The 20,124-nt window shown below is 58.2% G+C and carries 15 protein-coding genes, 1 tRNA gene and 4 pseudogenes; 11 read left to right on the plus strand and 9 right to left on the minus strand.

Features of this window, described 5'->3' with window-relative positions; translation table 11 throughout:
* Window positions 1-35: 35 nt before the first annotated feature.
* Window positions 36-965 (minus strand): DMT family transporter, encoded by a 930-nt coding sequence (locus BFC21_RS02995; RefSeq protein ID WP_232462726.1) that lies wholly within the window; start codon window positions 963-965, stop codon window positions 36-38.
* 93 nt (window positions 966-1,058) lie between these two features.
* Here BFC21_RS02995 and BFC21_RS03000 point away from each other — a divergent pair, with 93 nt between their 5' ends.
* From BFC21_RS03000 to BFC21_RS03015, 4 genes and pseudogenes are all read left to right on the plus strand, one after another.
* A complete protein-coding gene (locus tag BFC21_RS03000; protein ID WP_088377149.1) occupies window positions 1,059-1,622 on the plus strand; it encodes a helix-turn-helix domain-containing protein in 564 nt (187 codons plus the stop codon).
* A gap of 193 nt (window positions 1,623-1,815) precedes the next feature.
* A tRNA-Cys gene (locus tag BFC21_RS03005) sits at window positions 1,816-1,889 on the plus strand.
* A 215-nt stretch (window positions 1,890-2,104) separates the two neighbouring features.
* A pseudogene (locus BFC21_RS27495) lies at window positions 2,105-2,209 on the plus strand (type II toxin-antitoxin system mRNA interferase toxin, RelE/StbE family); the annotation flags it as partial.
* A 27-nt stretch (window positions 2,210-2,236) separates the two neighbouring features.
* Window positions 2,237-2,532, plus strand: a pseudogene (locus tag BFC21_RS03015) (DNA adenine methylase); the annotation flags it as partial.
* A gap of 443 nt (window positions 2,533-2,975) precedes the next feature.
* Here the strand turns inward: BFC21_RS03015 and BFC21_RS03025 are convergent.
* Window positions 2,976-3,542 carry a DJ-1/PfpI family protein gene (locus BFC21_RS03025; RefSeq protein ID WP_088377152.1) on the minus strand — a complete coding sequence of 189 codons (567 nt, stop codon included), beginning with the start codon at window positions 3,540-3,542 and terminating at the stop codon, window positions 2,976-2,978.
* 333 nt (window positions 3,543-3,875) lie between these two features.
* On the opposite strand from BFC21_RS03025, the gene BFC21_RS03030 reads away from it, so the two are divergent.
* Window positions 3,876-4,430: a nucleotidyltransferase family protein gene (locus BFC21_RS03030; RefSeq protein WP_120265664.1), complete on the plus strand. Its 555-nt coding sequence runs from the start codon at window positions 3,876-3,878 to the stop codon at window positions 4,428-4,430.
* A gap of 79 nt (window positions 4,431-4,509) precedes the next feature.
* On the opposite strand, the gene BFC21_RS03035 is transcribed toward BFC21_RS03030, so the two are convergent.
* Entirely contained in the window at window positions 4,510-5,349 is an 840-nt protein-coding gene (locus tag BFC21_RS03035) for an endonuclease (protein ID WP_120265665.1), read from the minus strand.
* 405 nt (window positions 5,350-5,754) lie between these two features.
* Complete coding sequence (locus BFC21_RS27115; RefSeq protein WP_162939281.1) at window positions 5,755-6,114, minus strand: hypothetical protein; 360 nt, start codon at window positions 6,112-6,114, stop codon at window positions 5,755-5,757.
* 3 nt (window positions 6,115-6,117) lie between these two features.
* Between BFC21_RS27115 and BFC21_RS27120 the strand changes: the two genes are divergently transcribed.
* The gene (locus BFC21_RS27120) at window positions 6,118-6,375 is read left to right on the plus strand and encodes a hypothetical protein (RefSeq protein WP_162939282.1); all 258 of its coding nucleotides are present in this window, start codon (window positions 6,118-6,120) and stop codon (window positions 6,373-6,375) included.
* Between the two features lie 420 nt (window positions 6,376-6,795).
* On the opposite strand, the pseudogene BFC21_RS03045 reads toward BFC21_RS27120, so the two are convergent.
* From BFC21_RS03045 to BFC21_RS03055, 3 genes and pseudogenes are all read right to left on the minus strand, one after another.
* Window positions 6,796-7,572 (minus strand): annotated as a pseudogene (locus tag BFC21_RS03045) (exopolysaccharide biosynthesis polyprenyl glycosylphosphotransferase); the annotation flags it as partial.
* Between the two features lies 1 nt (window position 7,573).
* Window positions 7,574-8,713, minus strand: a pseudogene (locus BFC21_RS03050) (Wzz/FepE/Etk N-terminal domain-containing protein); the annotation flags it as partial.
* A gap of 39 nt (window positions 8,714-8,752) precedes the next feature.
* On the minus strand, window positions 8,753-9,217 hold the full coding sequence (locus tag BFC21_RS03055) for a low molecular weight protein-tyrosine-phosphatase (protein WP_120265668.1): 465 nt from the start codon (window positions 9,215-9,217) through the stop codon (window positions 8,753-8,755).
* A 1,784-nt stretch (window positions 9,218-11,001) separates the two neighbouring features.
* Between BFC21_RS03055 and BFC21_RS03060 the strand changes: the two genes are divergently transcribed.
* Complete coding sequence (locus tag BFC21_RS03060; RefSeq protein ID WP_095005214.1) at window positions 11,002-13,206, plus strand: OsmC domain/YcaO domain-containing protein; 2,205 nt, start codon at window positions 11,002-11,004, stop codon at window positions 13,204-13,206.
* Between the two features lie 33 nt (window positions 13,207-13,239).
* On the opposite strand, the gene BFC21_RS03065 is transcribed toward BFC21_RS03060, so the two are convergent.
* Window positions 13,240-13,734, minus strand: a complete 495-nt coding sequence (locus tag BFC21_RS03065) for a DUF2938 domain-containing protein (protein WP_120265669.1) — start codon at window positions 13,732-13,734, stop codon at window positions 13,240-13,242.
* A gap of 79 nt (window positions 13,735-13,813) precedes the next feature.
* On the opposite strand from BFC21_RS03065, the gene BFC21_RS03070 reads away from it, so the two are divergent.
* Together BFC21_RS03070 and BFC21_RS03075 are read left to right on the plus strand one after the other, a co-directional pair.
* Complete coding sequence (locus BFC21_RS03070; protein WP_120265670.1) at window positions 13,814-14,242, plus strand: helix-turn-helix domain-containing protein; 429 nt, start codon at window positions 13,814-13,816, stop codon at window positions 14,240-14,242.
* Between the two features lie 129 nt (window positions 14,243-14,371).
* Entirely contained in the window at window positions 14,372-16,162 is a 1,791-nt protein-coding gene (locus BFC21_RS03075; RefSeq protein ID WP_088377158.1) for a bifunctional diguanylate cyclase/phosphodiesterase, read from the plus strand.
* Between the two features lie 67 nt (window positions 16,163-16,229).
* Here BFC21_RS03075 and BFC21_RS03080 read toward each other — a convergent pair whose 3' ends face one another.
* Window positions 16,230-17,627 (minus strand): PLP-dependent aminotransferase family protein, encoded by a 1,398-nt coding sequence (locus tag BFC21_RS03080; protein ID WP_120265671.1) that lies wholly within the window; start codon window positions 17,625-17,627, stop codon window positions 16,230-16,232.
* A gap of 111 nt (window positions 17,628-17,738) precedes the next feature.
* Here BFC21_RS03080 and BFC21_RS03085 point away from each other — a divergent pair, with 111 nt between their 5' ends.
* Both BFC21_RS03085 and BFC21_RS03090 read left to right on the plus strand, forming a co-directional pair.
* Window positions 17,739-18,188: a carboxymuconolactone decarboxylase family protein gene (locus BFC21_RS03085; RefSeq protein ID WP_088377160.1), complete on the plus strand. Its 450-nt coding sequence runs from the start codon at window positions 17,739-17,741 to the stop codon at window positions 18,186-18,188.
* Between the two features lie 161 nt (window positions 18,189-18,349).
* The gene (locus BFC21_RS03090) at window positions 18,350-20,062 is read left to right on the plus strand and encodes a ShlB/FhaC/HecB family hemolysin secretion/activation protein (protein ID WP_120265672.1); all 1,713 of its coding nucleotides are present in this window, start codon (window positions 18,350-18,352) and stop codon (window positions 20,060-20,062) included.
* Window positions 20,063-20,124 lie beyond the last annotated feature (62 nt).

The raw sequence follows: 20,124 nt of genomic DNA on the forward strand, positions 1-20,124 counted from the left end.
AGTGAAAATTCTTACCGCATCTCAGGCTTGTCGCTTTAATCGCAGGCTTGATCGCCTTGCTTGTCTTCAAGCGCCTCGGGCTTTTTACCCTTTGTTTTTAACTCACTGACGATCACCGCTGCAACAATCAATACCGCGCCAAGCAAGGCAATGGCTGGCAACCGCTCACCCGCCAGGCGCCCGGCAATGCCTGCCCACACAGGCTCACCGGCATAAATAAGAGTGGCGCGGGTGGGTGAAACGCTTTTCTGTGCCCAATTCATCGCCACCTGAATCACCGCACTGGCGGCACCAAGGCCTACAGCACTGGCTAACAATAGCCACGAAAAGTCAGGAATGGCCTCTTGTGTAGGAATAATCATGAAAAAGGCCAGAATTGACGCCGTACTGAGTTGCACCACCGTGACCCGTCGCACGTCGACTTTGCCTGCATAGGCACTGATCAGAATGATCTCGGCAGCTATGGCAATGGCGCTGATCAGCGTGGCGATCTCCCCCGGGCTGAAATCCAGAGATGCACCGCCGGGGCCGGAGAGCAGCATAAGGCCAGTAAAGGCCAGCATGATCCCCAGGCTCGGCATCAACCCGGGCCTGCGCCCCAGCACCAGCCATTGCAGCAGCGGAACGAAAGGCACGTAGAGCGCGGTAATAAAGGCAGACTGGCTGCTTGGGATGGTTTGCAGGCCAATGGTCTGCAAGCCATAGCCGAGCATGATCGAAACACCGATAAACATGCCGGCCTTGAGTTCGAACAGGGTGATACCGGCCAGGCTGCGAATTGAAAACGCGGCGACGATTATGGCGGCCGCAGCAAAGCGCAGCCCTACAAAAAACATCGGCCCACTTGCCGTCAAGGCATGCTGCACCAATAGAAAGGTGATGCCCCAGACCATGGTGATCAGGATCAGCACACACTCCGCTTTACTGAAACGGGAAGTCAATGACAGCAATCCGGGAATTTTCAATGGCGTTGCAACCTTGCGTGTTACGGGAATGGAGACGCACAATGCGCCAAAGCTGGGCAGTATACTGCGCAGCCCCACAAGGTGAGCAATATAGTGCCCAAAGAAAATTCACAACGCGCATCGGTTTTGCAGCATGTAAGCCAAAACGTGCGCCGCCTCAGGCTGCTCGCGCATCTGAGCCAGAGCGCGCTGGCAGAACTGTCCGGTGTGAGCCGCCGGATGCTGGTGGCTATAGAGGCGGGCGAAAAGAACGTCAGCCTGAGCACCCTGGACCGTGTGGCAGAGGCGTTGAACGTTGCCTTTAGCGACCTGATCCAGGCCCCGGGCTCGCCGGACCCGAGCCGCATCAACGAAGTGGCCTGGACAGGCACCCATGCGGGTAGCAAAGCAGTACTGCTGTCCAAGGCCACGGCCAGCCGCGAAGTTGAACTGTGGGAATGGACCTTGGAGCCGGGCGAGGAATACCAATCGCAAGCGGATGCTGAAGGCTGGAGTGAACAGCTGTACGTGTTTGAGGGTTGCCTGACCCTGGAGATGGACGAACAGGTGCTGCACATAGCCGCGGGCGAGTTCCACATGTACGCCAGCAACCGCCCCCATGCCTACCGTAATGACGGTGACGGGATACTGCGCTTTGTGCGCAACGTCGTGATCTGAAAACGGGTGGTAAGAAAATAACTAAAAATTATTAGAATTCAGGGGGTTGCCAGCTTCCAGCTTCTAGTACATAATGCGCGCCATCAGCCCGGGGCAACAACCTGAAGTGCTGAAGAATCAAATGCTTGTAGCGATTAGATCGCAGTAACAAACTCTTGTTTTTGATGTTTCCAACGAAATCTCAAGCACAATTGGCCGAATAGCAAAATGGTTATGCAGCGGATTGCAAATCCGCCCACGCCGGTTCGATTCCGGCTTCGGCCTCCACCTTCGAAAGCCCCGCAGATTACGGTCTGCGGGGTTTTTTTATGGCTGCGAAAAAGGGGGGATGTGTTCCGCATTTTTGGAAGGCTTCCGCATGTAGGTATCGAAGGTGGGAAGCCAAATGGGGTGGGAGGGTATTTCTGGCGGCGAATACTGAATGTCTCTTTTTATTTTGCGAGCGCAAAATTACTACACCGCTACTAAATCAAGCTGCGTGCTATCGGCTGGTGTACAAGGTTATTGATGTGCGAATCATTGTGTCGGTGATTACCGTCGGTAAACGAGAACGCAGCGCAGTTTACAATCAAGCCAAAAAGCGTTGAATTGCTCAGAGAAAGAGCGGCCAGCCCGTCCATCTGCTGCGGATTAAAGAAAACCTGTCAGCAGCATGGCAGCGGCTGGCAGGGGTCCATATCGAGAACCGGCCTTGGCTTGCATGCGCTGAACGCTACGACCAGTCACATACGTTCCCTACATGAACCCGCTGTATTGGCAGGTGGCGGGCTATGGTGTCGTATTCGGGTTCGAGAATGAGGAGCGAGTGGCGGAGTTTATGCGCGGGTGTCAGGGGAGGGTGATGCTAAGCATCAATGACCAGACGGATATTCGTCGGGTGTTTGGTGGGTTTCATTTTGATCGCCAGGATTCGGGCATCGAATGATCCAGCACGCCTATACAGTAGACGCCCAAAACATGTCGGCTTGGGCAGCGTGGCTCAACTTAAAAACCCTATCGCTCCCAGAGCCTCAATCAAACGCAACAAGGCTGGTTTTTCGGCGGGTTTCTCGCCGATGCAACACACGCCCGGGTCGCTGAGAGAGCACCAAACCGACACAGGGTCGCCTACCTTCAGCCCGTATGAGGCTTTACGCAGAGTTGCGCTTGACCAAGCGTCAACGGTTTCGTTGAGAGACTTGTGAAAGCGCTTTCCATTGACGCTATAACTGAAGCACATCAACTGCGCTCCAATCCACGGTCCCTCACTCCCTACAAAGGTTACGTAGCCTTGTACTACTTGCCCCACAGGTACATCGCCAGCGCTCATCAATTATCTCCTGAGAATGTGCCCGCCATACCGGGACGATGCGATCACCCATGTTCCGCTGCCAACATTGACCTGAACTGAGAAATGCTCTGTGAAGATAGCCCGGCACCTTCAAACACTGCGCAGGTGAAGCTAACGGGAGCGGTGCCTGGATCAGTAATGATGCGGTCTGCCATCACCGCTGTTGAGCTGCTTCGGTAAAGCATGCCGCCTTTATAACTGTCGGCATTCTGTAAGAAGTCAGCGCTGTTCGAGGTATGAGGAACCGTGTCTAGAAGCCCGGCCCTCGCAAGTGCCAGTGTTCCTCCGCAGATACTGGCAACAGTTGCTCCACTTGAACGACTTGCATGAAGAAAGTCGCGAATATCCGGGGCTTCAGCACTTTCCCAGACCATTCCTCCAATGACGACGACAACGTCCGGTTTCCAGTCCAGACAGTGTTGCAAGCTGTTATCGACCGTTACAGTCAATCCACCCTGTGAACGAAACTGCCCCGTAGCAGGAGCGAAAAACCTGACATCGATCCCGTAAAAGGGGGACGCCGTACCAGCAATGAAAGCGTATTCCCAGTCCGCAAAACCGGGTGTCAGTATCAAGCCCACGCGTGCCATCAGTCAGAATCCTCCATGAATGCCGACAACATATGACGACAACAAACAGACATCAAGGGCTGCTTAGGGTCGGTTAGCGACGACCTGACTCCGACCTTCGCTCCACATGGAGGGGCAGTTCAGTGAGGATCTGCCACTGTTCGCCGTCAAACGAATGAGTGTGGCAGTTGTACGCAGGTTGACGGACCGGGCATGCAGGTTCCCGGCAGAGACCAAAGGTCTCCCACGCACAGCCGCCATAACCCGGATATGCGGACGCAAAGTATAGGTGCCTGCTTTATGCTGGATGCCATTTAAGGGAAAGCGTGCCGTGTCGAAACCCGAGGGCTTGAAGTGAATTTGACTCCAGAGCGCCTGGTCACGATAGCGATGACCAATCCGATTAACGTGCAGATTGCAGAGCGGCTGCCTTCGCTTGGGCTCAGCCAATGCATGCTGACAGCTGGTTGTCTGTTCCAGGCCGTGTGGAATCACCAAGCAAATCTGCCACCGGAATCAGGCGTGAAGGACTACGATATTTTTTACTTCGACACGGATCTGTCCTGGGAGGCCGAGAACGACGTTATTCTCCGTACCCGGCAGCTTTTCCAGGATCTGGACGCAAAGGTTGATATCAAAAATCAGGCTCGTGTCCATCTCTGGTACGGCGAACGCTTTGGCAGGGCTTATCGTCAGCTTGAGTCGGCCAAGGACGGGATTGACCGGTATCTTGTTGCGGGCACCTGCATTGGCCTGGACCCTGGCACGGGTGAGGTCTATGCGCCTTACGGGCTGGATGATGTTGCACTGGGGTATCTGCGGCCCAACAGCAAAAATCTTCAGCCGGACTTGTTCCATCAAAAGGCGACAAGTTATCAATCGCGCTGGCCGTGGTTACGGATCGTTTAGCCCAGTGCATATGGCTAGAGCATGAATACTGCGGGTCAATGTAAACGTCTCGCTGCGCCAGGCCGTATATAGTCATCGGCTACTTCAGCATGATGATGGGTGTGCTTTCGAGCAGCACCGGGCGCACCAGGATCTTGTAGCAGTCAGCATCGAATGCCTGACCAGTCAACTTGGGTGCCTGTCGGGCTTCTGCTTCGCAGGCATAGGTTCCGATATAACGCCAGCTGTCCACGACGTGGTACTCCTCGATCTCGCCGTGGCGCTCGTGCAAAGCGATTGCGCCTTGATACGGCCAGTGATGCACGGCCCAGCGTTCTAAAGCACTCAACAAGCGTTGGGTATGCGCCTCAAGGCTTTCTGCGCCTTTGCAGGCCCCGGCGCACTTGCCGATTTGAGCCCTGAAGCAGCTTCGTCCGGTTGATTTATCAAGACCCAGCAGCGTGTGGCAGAGCCGGTGCTCGTCCGCGATCAGCATCAGCGCCTCGGTGGCCATACGACGGTTACGGAACAACCCGTACAACTGCGGCCCTTCGCAGATCGCGGTGGTGTCGATGATCTCCAGCACCCCGTCGCGAATTCGTAGCGAGCACAGGCGCTGCTGGCGACGTAATCGCTTGTTCTTCAAGGGTTGCAGTTCTTTGATCAATCGGGACTCCAGCAGCAGGGCGCCGATTTCTCCAGCGGTTTGCCGGTACTCGATCCGTTGCGCCTGGCGCAGCATCCGGGCTTCATCCGGTGTACGCAGGTGAGAAAACAGTCGACTGCGGATATCGATGCTTTTACCGATGTAGAGCGGGATCGAGTCGCCCTCTGCGTAAAATAAATACACCCCGGGTGCTCGCGGAGCGGCCTCAACCTGAGCGCGCAGATGCACCGGGTATTCATACACTAGGTCGGGGCGGGCTGTGGGGGCGGGCATGCGGGTGCCTTCGTGGTTGATCTGGGGATATAGAGAATGAGCACTTCCAATTTCAACCCGGACACTTTATCAAATGGCCAGCGCTGACACAGGTCCTTACTATTCGAGGTACTGGTTGCTACCCATTGCTGACCCGTTTGGCAGGTAAACCGGGTTACAACTTCCTAGACATGGCTCAAGGCGGATAATTCCAATGGCAACAATCAACTTCGATATCTAGAAGGTTTAGACGGTTGAACTGAGTCAATCTTCGCCTACCAGATGGCACTCTGGTTACGGATATCTGAATGGCCTGGTTCGTGTCTGACTACAGCTGAAGAACAGGCCAGACCTCCCACTGCTTGCGCATTGCTACCAAGCAGTGCCTGTGGACCTCAGAGGGACTGCCAGCACCAACCAGGACCATTAGTCGACAAGTTCAGGGGCAATCACTTTGACGGGCGAGGGGTGGGTTTGCGGAGCGGTTTGTGTTTTGGTTTTTAGTGCCCGGGTGTAAGGCGCTATATCACCCGGTTGCCAGCTATCGAGCCTGTTCATTTTTGCCCTGACCCACAACAGGTAGCTCAAGTACAAAGCTGCAACACCAGTCCCGATCTGAATGCTGAGCGTTTCGAGCACAAGCACACCTTTGGGCGCATTGGCGCCATACCAGGACAGCACCGGAATCGCCAGCAAGGCCCAGGTGGCGAACCAGGCCAGCAGGCCGGCAAGCAAGGTTCTGAACAGCATTTTATAAGGGCTTCTGATTGCGCGATTGCGCAGCACGCTGTGCTCTTGGCCGGCAGGCCGTACAGCGGCGATGACCAGCGCTTTATTGAATCCGGGGGCGTAAAACCAGACCCGGCTTTTGCCACTGCAGTCAGCGCCCATCAGGTGGTGATAAAGGTCATGGGTCATGGCCAGGCGTTTGGCCGTGCGCCCATTGATACGGGCAGTGAACTCGTCACGGTGAAAGTCTATTTTTTTAAGATCGGTTATTACGCAGTCCGTATAAAAGAACTTCGGCACACAAAACATCCTGTTTGAGTGGGGCTTGCTGAGCGGAGTGATATCATATCGCCATATATGTTTGCTGTCGAGACGATGGGGTTGTTTCGTTAAGTGGTTAGAGTGGCTAAATTGGCGGATATATTGACGTCAATTTAATGGCTGGCAACTTTGGCAGAACTTGAATCTATAAAAGGATATTTGAGGTCAGTGCGAGAGGGGTTGTTTTGTTGCGCGGGGATGGGAGTGCGCTACGGCGGGATTGAGGCGAGGGGATATTTTGCTCTGAAACGGAAAAGTCACGGGAAACAGCAACGCTGCTCAGTGTGGGAGCGGGCTTGCTCGCGAGGGTCTTTATAACGCCGCACTGATTCAGTTAATAGGCGTCATCGTTAACTACCCTCGCGAGCAAGCCCGCTCTCACAGTTTTGATACGTGGCAGGCTGGAGTTTCGTGCTGTCAGTAAATATCTTTCGAGATCAAGGTAAGCGGAGTCTTGATCATGATTTTTATATCGAGCCACAGCGACCAGTTGTTGATGTAGTCGAGGTCGATTTCAACACGCTTTTGCATCTTCTCGATGGTGTCGGTTTCACCCCGGCAACCGCTGATTTGTGCCAGGCCGGTAATGCCGGGCTTGATGCGGTGACGAGCCATATAAGCGTGGATCTTGCCGGTGTAATAGTCGTTATGGGCCACTGCATGAGGGCGTGGCCCCACCAGTGCCATATCACCATGTAGCACATTAAACAGTTGTGGCAGTTCGTCCAGCGAAGTGCGGCGGATAAAGCGACCAACAGCGGTAACACGCGAGTCGTTACGGCTGGCTTGTTTGACTTGTTTGTCATCATGAACTTGCATGGAGCGGAACTTCCACACCTTGATGACCTTGCCGTTCCAGCCATGGCGATGTTGTTTGAACAGGATCGGGCCTGGGGACGACAACTTTACGGCCATGGCAATCACTGCAAGCACCGGGCTGAGGCAGACAATGGCGACCAGTGACAGCGAGCGCTCCATCAATGCCTTGCTCAAGGCCGCAGTCGGATAGCTTGTAAGCGGGCTTTCATTTAAATGGATGGCCGGACGGCCGCCGATTTCACTGACCGAATGGTTAAGCAGCATCATGCTGTCCAGATCGGGAACCCAGACGACATCGACATTCAGGTCCAGCAGGTCAATATATAGCGCTTCAATACGTTGAGCTTCTTGCAGGGACAAGGAAATATAAAGCCGATTTGGCCAGACGGTTTTGCTTGCTGGTCAGCTCGGCCAATTGCCCCATCAGCGCGCGGTAGGCTGGATGCTGTGGCGTGAATTTGCGGTCCATTTCGGCTTGTTGAAGTTTCAGGGTCGAGATGCTGGTGTCCAGTGCCACGATCTGGTCGAGGATGGCTTTGGCTTCCAAGCTGATATCGATCGACTTGCTGCGAATCTGGAAGGCATTCAGTGCGTTTTCGGCTTTTTCCAGATCTTTGCGAACCTGTGGCAATTGATCTTTCAGGAAACCCAGGCTCTGTGCGGCTTCGGCCGAAGTACGCTCGATGTTTTGCTGCACATAGAGGCGGGCAATTTCATTGAGGGTCTGGATGGCGATGGCAGGATCTGTATCTTCCAGGGCCATGCCAATCATGCCGGACTCTTTGCCGCGCTCGGCGACATCTAGCGCTTTCTGATAAGCCATGATGGTAGTGAGGCGGGGCTCGCGGACAACGCTGAATGTTGTTCCAGGGTTGGCTTGAAGTATTTCTACCAGCAGCTTGACGCCATTATCGTTAATGGCCGTACCCAATTGGCCTTTGGCCAGTACGTTGTCATCGTCATCCAGCAGTGTAAAGCTGCCTGCTTCGCCGCTGACCAGTGTCAGCTCTTTGCCCAGCAACTCCTTCGGCAATTCCAGTTCGGCAATTTTCAGCTTTTCACCACCCCAGGCGAAACTGTTCATACCGAACAACGGGCTGGCCACAGGATTTTCCGCATCCGGCTTGAACCGTCGCGCCATAAACTCGCCGATCAGCGGAAAACGGTTCGGCTCTACCTCAATATCCAGCTTCAGATTATCGACAGCAGCACCGATATTCCTGCGGGACTTGATCAGCTCAATTTCCGTCGCCGACGGCGACTCTTTACCCAGCATGCTGCTGATATCAGAAAAGCCCAGCGGATCATTTTTCTTGGCTTCCACCTGAATCAACGCATTCGCCTGGTACACCGGCGTGGCCAGCAGGGCATAGGCAACGCCTGCCGCCATAAACACGCCCGTGACGCTGGCGATCAGCCATTTATGGTCGATCAGCGTACCCAACAACCCCATCAGGTCGATTTCGTCGTTATCGTCATCTTGTTCATGGGGCTTTGTCACGGGTGCTTGCTGCATAAGTCGGTTTCTTATCTTCACGGTAATTCGAGGGATGACTCAGCGTTTGATCCGCTGGGCCCATGCATTTACAGCGGCATCAATCAGTGCGTACGCATGCACAAAGGCAGGCTTGCCCTGGCGGTACGGGTCGTTGATTTCGCGGTTGTCTTGCCATTTGCCCAGCAGGAATACTTTGCCCCGAGCCTCTGGAGCGAGGCTTAGGACACCACCAATATGATGTTGTTCCATGACCAAGATAAGATCGGCCTCATTTATCTTGGCAGCGGTCAGCTGGGTGGAGATGTGTTCGGGCACGGCGTGGCCATGTTCTTCTAGAACAGCAGCAGCAGTGGCTTCGATGGGCTTGCTTTTTACGGCGCTCAGGCCTGCGGAGCTCACGACGATGTCGGTGGGCGCAAGGGCGACCCGCAAGAGGTGTTCGGCGGTAGGGCTGCGGCAAATGTTGCCAATGCAGACAATCAAGATTCGTTTAAACAAGGCAGCTTCCTTTGTGCCATACATGCTCAGCCGGCGAGAGCACTTAACGAATCGTCACGACCAATACTCCCTGTCCAGGGAGTGGCAGTGCCTATCAATAAAGGCTGCCGGCATCAGTATGATGTGGCGATGGCCTGGGCGGGAGCACAGTTGCTCCGGCTTTATTACAGATAAAGGGTCGGTACGAAGTTGAACGGACAAAATATTAACTGCGAACCGATTGCAATATCAACCTTTAAATCAGCAGATGATTTTATTTGAGCTATATAGGCGTATTTCAATATTTATTGGCCGACAATAAATAACATTTCGGCCGTTGCCGACCAAAAATAACTCATCCCAATGGCAGGTGTCTTGAGCAGGGCCCCGTGCTAGCGGGCGCTGCCCCGGACTTTGGGGGCGGCCCTTGCCGGGGCCGTGTACGGGCAGGAGGTGATGTGCAGGCCGGTATTTTTGGCCTGCCAACCGGTGCTCGGGCAGCAGGTTGGCTGCGCACCGGGCGCTTGGGCACCAGTGTGTCGCAATGATGGCATTGTGATATGGCTGTGTAAATGGTCTTTTAAATAGTGTTGTTACAGGCCAGTTAGTTGTATGGAAGTTTATGGGTTAGTTGGGGTTATAAGTGATGCATATATAGTTTTGATGTGAGTTTGTGCATCAAGTGTGTGCCGTTATATAGCAGCGATGGGTGAGTTGCACCAAGATGGTGACTGGAATGTTGTTTGTGGTCACGGTTTGGGGGTGGGTGCTGTGGGGTTTCAGGTGAATTCCGGACTCAGGTTTGACGGTCGCTGCGCAACCGGACGCAGCCTCGCTTCGCTCGTCAGCTGCTACGGACGGTTTGTGGCTGCTCCTTGGGTGTTTAGCCGGACTCGGCGGGGTTTCAGGTGAATCCCGGACTCAGGTTTGACGGTCGCTGCGCAACCGGACGCAGCCTCGCTTCGCTCGTCAGCTGCTACAGGGGGTTTGTGGCTGCTCTTTGAGTGTGTAGCCGGACTCGGCGGGGTTTCAGGTGAATCCCGGTCTCAGGTTTGACGGTCGCTGCGCAACCGATCGCAGCCTCGCTTCGCTCGTCAGCGACTACAGGGGGTTTGTGGCTGCTCTTTGGGTGTGTAGCCGGACTCGGCGGGGTTTCAGGTGAATCCCGGGCTCAGGTTTGACGGTCGCTGCGCAACCGATCGCAGCCTCGCTTCGCTCGTCAGCGGCTACAGGGGGTTTGTGGCTGCTCCTTGGGTGTGTAGCCGGACTCGGCGTCGTTTCAGGTGAATCCCGGGCTCAGGTTTGACGGTCGCTGCGCAACCGATCGCAGCCTCGCTTCGCTCGTCAGCGGCTACAGGGGGTTTGTGGCTGCTCCTTGGGTGTGTAGCCGGACTCGGCGGGGTTTCAGGTGAATCCCGGTCTCAGGTTTGACGGTCGCTGCGCAACCGGACGCAGCCTCGCTTCGCTCGTCAGCGACTACAGGGGGTTTGTGGCTGCTCCTTGGGTGTGTAGCCGGACTCGGCGGGGTTTCAGGTAAATCATGGGTTCAGGTTTGACGGTCGCTGCGCAACCGAACGCAGCCTCGCTTCGCTCGTCAGCTGCTACGGGCGGTTTGTGGCTGCTCCTTGGGTGTGTAGCCGGACTCGGCGGGGATACCGGATTCAGGTTTGACAGTTGCTGCGCAAACGGACGCAGCTTCGCTTCGCTCGTCAGCGACTACGGGGGGTGTGTTTGCCCGGTCGGCGGGCGTTGCGCGAAAGCACAACACTTGCCGGCGAAAAGCCGGATAATGGCCGCCATTATTTGTCTGGCAATTCTGGTAACCCCGCATGGAAATCAAGGTCAACTTTCTCGACAACCTCCGACTTGAAGCCAAGTTCGATGACTTCACCGTGGTTGCCGATCAGCCCATCCGCTACAAGGGCGATGGTTCGGCTCCTGGTCCGTTCGATTACTTTCTGGCGTCGTCGGCGCTGTGCGCGGCCTACTTTGTGAAGTTGTACTGCTCGACACGCAATATTCCTACCGAGAATATTCGCCTGTCGCAGAACAATATTGTCGACCCCGAAAACCGCTACAACCAGATTTTCAAGATTCAGGTCGAGTTGCCTGCGGATATTTCCGAGAAGGACCGCCAGGGCATTCTGCGCTCCATTGACCGCTGCACGGTGAAGAAGGTGGTGCAGGCCGGCCCCGAGTTTGTGATTGAAGAGGTGGAGAACCTCGACGCCGATGCCCAGGCCCTGTTGATGCCGGCGTCCGGTTCTGAAGGCGGTACCTTTATCGCCGGCAAGGATCTGCCGCTGGAGCAGACCATCGCCAATATGTCCGCCATTCTGGCTGGCCTGGGGATGAAGATCGAAATCGCTTCGTGGCGCAATATCGTGCCCAATGTGTGGTCGCTGCATATCCGCGATGCGCAGTCGCCGATGTGCTTCACCAACGGCAAGGGCGCGACCAAGGAGGGCGCGCTGGCATCGGCGTTGGGCGAGTTTATCGAGCGCCTGAACTGCAACTTCTTCTACAACGATCAGTTCTGGGGCGAAGAGATCGCCAATGCCGAGTTTGTCCATTACCCGGACGAGCGCTGGTTCCAGCCAGGGCCCAACGACGAGCTGCCGGGCGAGATTCTCGACCCGTACTGCCTCAAGGCGTTTAACCGCGAAGGTGAGTTGCGCGGCTCCCATCTGATCGATACCAATTCGGGTAACGAAGCGCGCGGTATCTGTTCGCTGCCTTTCGTGCGCCAGTCGGATGGTGAGGTGGTGTATTTCCCCTCCAACCTGATCGAGAACCTGTTCCTGAGCAACGGCATGAGCGCGGGCAATACCCTGGCCGAAGCCCAGGTGCAGTGCCTGTCGGAGATTTTCGAGCGGGCGGTCAAGCGTGAAATCATCGAGGGCGAATTTGCCTTGCCGGATGTGCCGCAGGCCGTGCTGGCCAGGTACCCGTCGATTCTGGCTGGAATCCAGGCACTGGAAGAGCAGGGCTTCCCGGTGCTGGTCAAGGATGCCTCCTTGGGCGGCGAGTTCCCGGTGATGTGTGTGACCTTGATGAACCCGCGCACCGGTGGCGTGTTTGCGTCGTTCGGTGCCCACCCGAGCCTGGAAGTGGCGCTGGAGCGCAGCCTCACCGAGTTGCTGCAGGGGCGCAGTTTTGAAGGGCTTAACGATCTGCCGCAACCGACCTTTGAAGGGCAGGCGGTGACCGAGCCGAACAATTTCGTCGAGCACTTTATCGATTCCAGCGGTGTGGTGTCCTGGCGCTTCTTCAGCTCAAAATCCGATTACGAGTTTGTCGACTGGGATTTCACCAGTCAGGGGGAGGACTCGAATGCCGAGGAAGCCGCGACCCTGTTCGCCATTCTCGAAGGCATGGGCAAGCAGGTGTATATGGCGGTGTATGAGCATATCGGCGCCAAGGCGTGCCGTATCCTGGTGCCGGACTATTCGGAAATCTACCCGGCTGATGACCTGATCTGGGACAACACCAACAAGGCGCTGTTTTTCCGCAACGATATCCTCAACCTGCATCGCCTTGACGAAGAAGAGTTGCAGGGGCTGGTCGAGCGTCTGGTGGAAAGCGAGCTGGATGACTACACCGATATCACCACCCTGATCGGCATCGAGTTTGATGACAATACCCCGTGGGGCCAGTTGACCATCCTGGAGTTGAAGCTGCTGATCTGGCTTGCCCTTGAGCAATATGAAGAGGCGAAAGAAGCGGTGGAGATGTTCCTGCAGTACAACGACAACACGGTCGAGCGTGGTTTGTTCTACCAGGCCGTGAATGCGGTGCTGGAAATGAAGCTGGATGAAGACCTGGAACTGGAAGACTACGAAGCCAACTTCCGCCGCATGTTTGGCAACGAGCGCATGGATGCGGCCATCGGGTCGGTGGACAGCAGCGTGCGCTTCTATGGCCTGACGCCGACCAGCATCAAGCTCGAAGGGCTGGACAAGCATCTGCGCCTGATCGACAGCTATAAAAAGCTGCATGCGGCGCGGGCCCGGGCCGCGGGCCTGGCGGGTTAAGCCACTGCGTTGCTTGTGCCCCCAGGCTGTTCTTTATCCGCAGGCTGCCAATAGCCGCGCGCTGATATACAGCCCCAGGCCAAAGGTCAGGTGGGTGGTCAGGCTTTTTTGCCGCGCCACCCAGGGCTTGGGGGTGTGTGCGCCAGCCATTCCCATGCCCCACGCCGGTTGCATCAGCAGCCAGGGTGCGGCGACGCTGATCAGGCCTGTTAACAGGGCCGGCAGCAAGGTTGGCCTGGCCAGCCATGCACTGCCGGCACTGGCTACCAGCAGGGTCGCAAAGACCATGCCGGTAAGGTAGTGGAACCCCCAGCCGATTAGTTGTTCATGTCGGGTGGGGCTGGCAGCGGCAATCGAGCGGTGGCTGAAGCGGCCTTGGCGCATATGGCCCAGCCAGCGGCCGACCAGTCTGTAATCCAGCGACGCGATGCCCGCCAAACGCTGTTTGCCAACGGCCACGGCGTCCATAAACAGGGTTGCGCCTGTGCCGATCGCGGCCCCGTTGACCATGACTTCCACGATATTCATCTCAATTGCCCCTTGCCTGGTGTGTGTCTGGTTGCTTGAATCAGTGAGTGTGCAAGTTCAAGTCGACTTGAGGTCAAGCATGAAAGAGCTGGTGATCGGTGAAGTGGCGCGACGCTCGGGGGTCGCGGCGTCGACCTTGCGTTATTACGAGGACAGGGGGTTGATTCGCTCCGTGGGGCGCCGTGGCCTGAGCCGGGTATTTCGCGCCGATGTGCTGGATAAACTGGCGCTGATAGCGTTGGCTCAGTCGCTGATGTTTTCCCTGGATGATATTGCCCCGATGGTGCAGGGCGATGGCTTCACCGATCTTGACCGCACCCGGTTGCAGCACAAGGCCGCCGAGCTGGACGGACTGATCGGCAGGCTCTGTGCGGCCCGGGATGAACTTCGCCGGGCGGCCGCATGCCCTGCACCGCGGCATGCAGACTGCCCCAGCTTTCAAAACCTGCTCGATACGGCCGCTGGCAGAGGGTCCGTCACCCGCCGTTTTATCCACCCTGCGGATTGAACGACTGGCGTGGTGAAGGGTTCATATCAGTGCTTTACTGGATCTTTAAACGGGCACGAAACGCTGCGCAGGGATGCCGGCAGATCAGGCACTTAGCTGTCTTAACAGCCTCTTATTTGAGCGCTATCCATGTCCAATACACCTGCCACACTGTTGATCGTTGACGATGATGTTCATGTGCGCCAGCTGTTGGAGTCCCTGCTGCAAGACCAGGGCTACCACACGCTGACGGCCGATTCGGGGGAGCAGGCGCTGGCCACGGTGGCGCAACAACCACCGGACCTGATCCTGCTTGACGCCATGATGCCGGGCACGGACGGCTATCAGGTGGCACGCCGGCTCAAGGCCAATACCTCGACGGCCAATATCCCGATCATCATGCTGTCGGGGCAGGGTGAGCAAAGCGCCCGTCTTTTGGGGCTGGAGGCGGGGGCCGAGGATTTCCTCCTCAAGCCCGTGGCCAGTGACGAGCTGTGGTTGCGGGTACGCAATCTGTTGCGGCTCAAGGCCTTCGGTGACTACCAGGCCGTACACACCATGATGCTGGAACAGCAACTGCAAAAACGCACCATCGACCTGGAAGGCTTTCGCACGGCGATGGGGGCCGATGAGCGGCTGCTGAAAATGGCCAATTACGACCCGCTGACCGGTTTGCCCAATCGCGACCTGTTTTACACCACGCTGCAGATGGGCCTGACCCAGGCGGCGCTGCGGGGTTGGCAATTGGCCGTGGTGACGGTGGGGCTCAATGATTTTAAAAATATCAACCTGACCTGGGGCCATTTGATGGGCGATCAGGTGTTGGCCGAGTTCAGCCAGCGCCTGTCCAACTGCCTGAATGTCAGTGACACCCTGGGGCGGATGGACGGTGATGAGCTGGCCTTGATCCTGATGATCCGCAAGGGTCAGGCCGGGCCGCGGCAGATGGTTGACCGGATCCGCGAAGTGCTGCGCGAGCCGTTCAAGCTGCATGGCCATGATACGCCGATGACGGCCAGTTACGGGATTGCCCTGTACCCGGACGATGGCGCCGAGGCGCACCGCCTGATCAAGCATGCCAATACGGCGATGGGCCTGGCCAAGCAGGCGGGCAAGGATACGTACCGTTTTTACACGGCACAAATGAACGTCGAGGTGCTGGCCCGCCAGGAGCTGGAAACCGCGCTGCGTGATGCGGTGCGCAAGCAGGCCTTCGAGGTGTATTACCAGCCCAAGATCAACCTGGCGGACGGGCGCATCAGCGGGGTTGAGGCACTGTTGCGCTGGCACCGGCCGGGGCATGCCACGGTGTCTCCGGCGGTGTTCGTGCCGCTGCTGGAAAGCCTGGGGCTGATTTCGAAGGTGGGCCAGTGGGTGATTGACCGGGTTTGCAGCCAGATCGCCCAGTGGCAGAGTGCGGGCCTTGGTGGGGTGGAGGTCGCGGTGAACGTGTCGGCCCTGCAGATTTGCGAGGGGGACCTGGTCGATGATATCGAGCGCTCGCTCAAGGCCCATCAACTCGACCCGCAATTGCTTGAAGTGGAGCTGACCGAAGGGTCGCTGATGGAGAACACGCCGCATACCGTGGCCAGCCTGCTGACGCTGCGTGATATCGGGGTGAAGATTTCCATTGATGACTTTGGCACGGGGTATTCGAGCCTTGCGTATTTGAGCCGCTTTCCGATCGACAAGTTGAAAATCGATATCGCGTTTATTCGCGAGGTGACCTTCAGCCCGCAGGATGCGGCCATTGCCCGGACGATTATCGAGTTGGCGCACAGCCTTGATTTGCAGGTGATCGCCGAAGGCGTGGAGACCCGTGAGCAACTGGAGTTTTTGACCCGTAACGGCTGCGACCAGGTGCAAGGCTATCTGTTTTGCCGGCCCCTGCCAGCGTTGGAGCTGGAGGCCTTGTTACGCGAGCCGCGCAGTTTTATCTGAGATTTAGCCGCTGACGAGCCGTGCGCGGCTGCGCTCCTCAGCCGCTACGGGTTACAGGGGGGGCGTCTCACATCAGCGCCAATATCTGCCTGCCCAGCGCTTCGGCGCTGGCTTGCGAATCGATGTTGGCAAACCCCAGCAGCAGCCCCGAAGGCTTTTCCCCCAGGTGGCTCCACTCGCTCAGGGCCTCTGCAAACAAGCCTGCCTTGTGCATGCGCCGGGCCAGTTCGACGTCTGATTGCTGCCCGCCAAGGCGCAGGATCAAGTGCATGCCGCCCGGGCTGCTGTCGATGCGCACATGCTCCCCCAACACATTTTGCAGGCCGGTGCGGGTAAACGCCCGGCGCTCGCCATAGAGTTTGCGCATGCGCAGGATGTGCCGGGCAAAATGGCCTTGGGTCATAAAGCTCGCGACGATGGCCTGGGTCAGTTGCGGGCAACTGCTGCGCACGGTCCGGCTGGCGTGTTCAAAGCGTTCGATCCGGGCCTGAGGCACCACGACATAGGCCAGGCGCAGCCCCGGAAACAGGACTTTGCTGAAGGTGCCGCTGTAGATCACTCGACCTTCACGGTCCAGGCTTTTCAGGGCCGGCAGCGGGCGGCTGATATAGCGGTATTCGCCGTCGTAGTCGTCTTCAATGATCCACGCCTGTTGCCGGTTGGCCCAGGCCAGCAGCTCGAGCCTGCGCGGCAGGGACAGAGACACGCACAGCGGGCTTTGATGGGCCGGGGTGACCACGGCGGCCTGGGCGCGGGTGTGGGCTGCGGGCAAGCGCATGCCCTCGTGGTCGACGGCCAGGGCCACGGTTTGTATCTGCAGGTGCTGCAGCAACTGTCGGGTCGGCGGGTAGCCGGGGTCTTCGATCAGTACCCGGTCGCCGGGCTTGAGCAGGGCATGGGTGATCAGCGCCAGGCTGTCCTGGTAGCCCGCGGTGATAAACACTTGCTCGGGCACGCAACTGATGCCCCGGGAAACCTGCAGATAGCTGGCAAGGGCCGTGCGCAATGCCTGCAGGCCATAGGCTGAAGGGTTGGCCATGTCCTGGGGGCAGGTGCTGCGCACGCAGCGCGCGCCGATTTGGGCCCAGAGCTTTTTCGGGAAGGCGTCCAGTGCCGGTACGCCGAGCTGAAAAGGCAGGGGCTGGGCGGTGTGGCTGATCGCCGGGCTGGCCTGGGGGCTGCGGCTGGCGGGCAGGGGGTTGCTGCCGATATCGGGCGCAACAACGGTACCGGCCTGGCCACGGGCTTGCAGGTAGCCTTCGCAGGTCAGCAGCGAGTACGCGGTGTCGATGGTGCCCCGGGCCAACCCCAGTTCCCTGGCCAGTGCCCGCGCCGCCGGTACACGTTCGCCGGGGCGCAGCAAACCATTGGCGATGGCCTCGCGAAAACGCCAGTAGAGCTGTCGGTAGATGGGTTCGCTGGCGTCGCGGTCGAGGTCGGGGAAGGGCGGCGGCGGGGTTTGCATGGGGGTCCTTGATGATCATGGCCTGGTGACAAAGGCCAATCATGGCTCTTTTTGGCAAGGCCATAAAGCCGCACTATGGCGCCACTTAAACAGCCAATGCAAGGGCACGTCATGACGCAGCGTATCGATTATTCCAAGGCAGCACCCGAGGGCTACAAGGCGTTTGGCGGGGTGTATGCGTATCTGCAGGGCAGCGGGCTGGGCAAGGGGCTGATTGATCTGGTGTACCTGCGGGTGTCACAAATCAACGGCTGCGCGTACTGCATCGACATGCACTCGCGGGATTTGCTCAAGGCCGGCCTGGCCGTGGAAAAGCTGGTGCTGGTGCCGGTGTGGCACGAAGCCGGTGGCTTGTTCAGCCCCCGCGAGCAGGTGGCCCTGGCCTGGGCTGAACGCGTGACCCGAGTGGCCGAGCGCGGTATCGCAGAGGCGGATTACCAGGCCGCTGCCAGCGAGTTCAGCGACAAGGAGTTGACGGACCTGACCTATGCCATCGGCCTGATGAACGCCTACAACCGTTTTGGCGTGGCTTTTGGTTTGCGGCCAGCGGCTGCGGTGTAAGCAAAGGGGGGGGGGCGGCTACAGAATTATTACGATTTGTAATATTAATTTTCGGGATGTAATAATACACATTGGTAGGTGTCACTGTGGCATATGCCCTGAACCTGACAGTGGGTTCAGGGTCCTGACTCGCCTTCGAGGCGCTCTGAGGATGTCTTGCGATGAACCGGCATTGTGGTACACCCCGGCGCTTTACCCCGAGGCGAATCCTGTGTTCGCTGTGTCTTTATTCATCGGCGCTGGTCGCCGCCGAAGGCCTGCAGCCCGGTCAGGAAAACCTGCGCCTGCAGCAGCAACAGCAACAGGAGTTGCAACGCCTGCAACTGGAGCAACGCCGGCGGCAGTTGCAGCGCGGTGGTACGCAGGCCCCGGCGTCAGCCCCGGCGCTACCGGGGCAGACCACCCAGGACGAGCACTGCTGGCCCCTGCAAGGGTTGCGTCTGGCCGGTGTGACGCTGTTGCCAGCCTCGGCCCTGGAGGCCGGTATCAAGGCCCATATGGCGCCCTGCATGGGTGTCCACCAGATCAACCGCCTGCTGGCCGAGATCACCCGTGTGTATGTGGCCGCCGGGTTTATTGCCGTGCGCCCTTACTTGCGCCATATGCCGGCGGCCGGGCGTACGCTGGATATCGCGGTTGACGAGGGCTATGTCGAGGCCATCGAGCTGGCCGACCAGCGCCTGCCGCTGAGCTTGCGCGGGGCGTTTCCCGGCATGCTGGGTGCGCCCCTGAACCTGCGCGACCTGGAGCAGGGGCTGGACCAGCTCAACCGCTTGCGCTCGGTGGACATGACCGCCGATATCGTGCCCGGCAGCCGCCAGGGCGCTTCGCGGATCATCCTTCGCGCGGCCGCCAGCGCCGCTCACTGGAGCCTGGACCTGGGCCTGGACAACACCGGCAATGCCGGCACCGGGCCTGAGCGGCAGACGCTGGGCCTGACCCTGGACAGCCCGTTGCAGCTCAATGACGCGCTCAGCCTGAGCGCAAGCAACACCCTCAACCACGGCCCGCGCTTGAGCAGCAGCACGGGCCTGTTCTACTCCGTGCCTTATGGCTACTGGACCCTCAGCGCATTCGCCAGCCATATCGAATACCGCGCCCCGCTCAAGCTCACCACGACCACCCTGTATGGCAGCGGCCGCACCGACCAGTTTGGCCTGCGCGTCGACCGGGTGTTGTGGCGCAACCAGGGCCATCAACTGAGCGCTCACTTGCAACTGGCCCACAAGGATGTCGACGCTTATCTGCAAAAAGCCCGCCTGGGCATCCAGAGCTCGACCCTGACCCTGGGCGAGGCCGGCTTCAACCTGTTCTGGCATGACGCGGCGGTCTGGAGCCTGGACCTTAATTACACCCGGGGGCTGACCTGGCTGGGGGCCGACCGCGACAGCGACCGGGTATTGCCCAACCTGCCCAGGGCGCAGTCGCAGACCTACCGCGCCAGCCTGGTGCAGTGGCGCAGCAGCCAGCTCGGCGGGCAGCCCTTGCAGTGGCAAAGCCAGGTGTCGCTGCAGTACAGCCCCGACCCATTACCCGCCATCGAACACCTGCTGGGCACCGATGATTCCGCCGTGCGCGGTTATCGCCGCAACAGTGCCTCGGGTGCCATTGGCGCGCTCTGGCGCAACACGCTTTATATGCCCGTGCGCAGCAACCGGGCCGTCACCCTCACGGCGCGGCTGGGGCTGGACCACGGCTGGGTAAAGCCTGAGCACGGTGTACCGGGGCTGTACCTGAGCGGCGCCAGTGTCGGCCTCAACCTGAGTTGGCACAGGCTGCAACTGGACCTCGATTACCAGCACGCGCTGAATCTTGCCAAGGGTTTTAGCCATGAACCGCCGGTCTGGCTGGCACGCCTGAGCGTGCAGATATAACGCCTGCAGGGGCCACGGCAAGCCCCTGCAGCGTTACTTGGGGCGACGTTTGTCGCCTCGTT

Source organism: Pseudomonas sp. TMW 2.1634, from assembly GCF_001703595.1.
Classification (GTDB): Bacteria; Pseudomonadota; Gammaproteobacteria; order Pseudomonadales; family Pseudomonadaceae; genus Aquipseudomonas; species Aquipseudomonas fragi.

What these genes read in the sequence shown, in the direction of transcription:
- BFC21_RS03090 (WP_120265672.1), top strand. Translation starts at nt 18,350, where the DNA reads ATGAACCGGCATTGTGGTACACCCCGGCGCTTTACCCCGAGGCGAATC.
- BFC21_RS03070 (WP_120265670.1), top strand. Translation starts at nt 13,814, where the DNA reads ATGAAAGAGCTGGTGATCGGTGAAGTGGCGCGACGCTCGGGGGTCGCG.
- BFC21_RS03075 (WP_088377158.1), top strand. Translation starts at nt 14,372, where the DNA reads ATGTCCAATACACCTGCCACACTGTTGATCGTTGACGATGATGTTCAT.
- BFC21_RS03085 (WP_088377160.1), top strand. Translation starts at nt 17,739, where the DNA reads ATGACGCAGCGTATCGATTATTCCAAGGCAGCACCCGAGGGCTACAAG.
- BFC21_RS03055 (WP_120265668.1), bottom strand. Translation starts at nt 9,217, where the DNA reads ATGTATGGCACAAAGGAAGCTGCCTTGTTTAAACGAATCTTGATTGTC.
- BFC21_RS03065 (WP_120265669.1), bottom strand. Translation starts at nt 13,734, where the DNA reads ATGAATATCGTGGAAGTCATGGTCAACGGGGCCGCGATCGGCACAGGC.
- BFC21_RS03060 (WP_095005214.1), top strand. Translation starts at nt 11,002, where the DNA reads ATGGAAATCAAGGTCAACTTTCTCGACAACCTCCGACTTGAAGCCAAG.
- BFC21_RS03035 (WP_120265665.1), bottom strand. Translation starts at nt 5,349, where the DNA reads ATGCCCGCCCCCACAGCCCGCCCCGACCTAGTGTATGAATACCCGGTG.
- BFC21_RS03080 (WP_120265671.1), bottom strand. Translation starts at nt 17,627, where the DNA reads ATGCAAACCCCGCCGCCGCCCTTCCCCGACCTCGACCGCGACGCCAGC.
- BFC21_RS03025 (WP_088377152.1), bottom strand. Translation starts at nt 3,542, where the DNA reads ATGGCACGCGTGGGCTTGATACTGACACCCGGTTTTGCGGACTGGGAA.